Genomic DNA, 440 nt, shown 5'->3' with positions numbered 1-440 from the left:
GGAGCGGGAGAACCGTGAACTCCGGCAAGCCAACGAGATCCTGAGAAAGGCATCGGCGTATTTTGCCCAGGCGGAGCTCGACCGCCCGTTCAAGCGATGATCGCCTTCATCGACGATCACCGCGGTGCCTACGGGGTCGAGCCGATCTGCAGGGTCTTGCCGATCGCCCCGTCGACGTACCATGCCCATGCTGCGCAACGAGCCGATCCCGCAAGGTTGCCGGCCCGAGCCAAGCGGGACGCAGCGCTCGTGGCCGAGATCCGGCGCGTGTACGAGGCGAACTTCTGCGTCTACGGCGTACGCAAGATCTGGCGGCAGCTCGACCGTGAAGGGATTCCGGTGGCTCGTTGCACCGTCGCACGGCTGATGCGAGCGATGGGCCTGAAGGGCGTCGTGCGGGGCAAGACAGTCCGGACGACGATCCCTGATCCGGCCGCGGT

At 66.1% G+C, this 440-nt stretch carries 1 pseudogene and 1 other annotated feature; the pseudogene reads left to right on the top strand.

Features of this window, described 5'->3' with window-relative positions:
• A pseudogene (locus CVH10_RS17590) lies at nucleotides 1–440 on the top strand (IS3 family transposase); the annotation flags it as partial.
• Nucleotides 55–171 (top strand) — a sequence feature (AL1L pseudoknot). Its footprint overlaps the pseudogene before it by 117 nt.

Origin of the sequence: Halomonas sp. ND22Bw (assembly GCF_003011945.1) — a bacterium.
Taxonomy (GTDB): Bacteria; Pseudomonadota; Gammaproteobacteria; order Pseudomonadales; family Halomonadaceae; genus Halomonas; species Halomonas halophila.
This window is presented reverse-complemented; position numbering and strand designations above follow the sequence as displayed.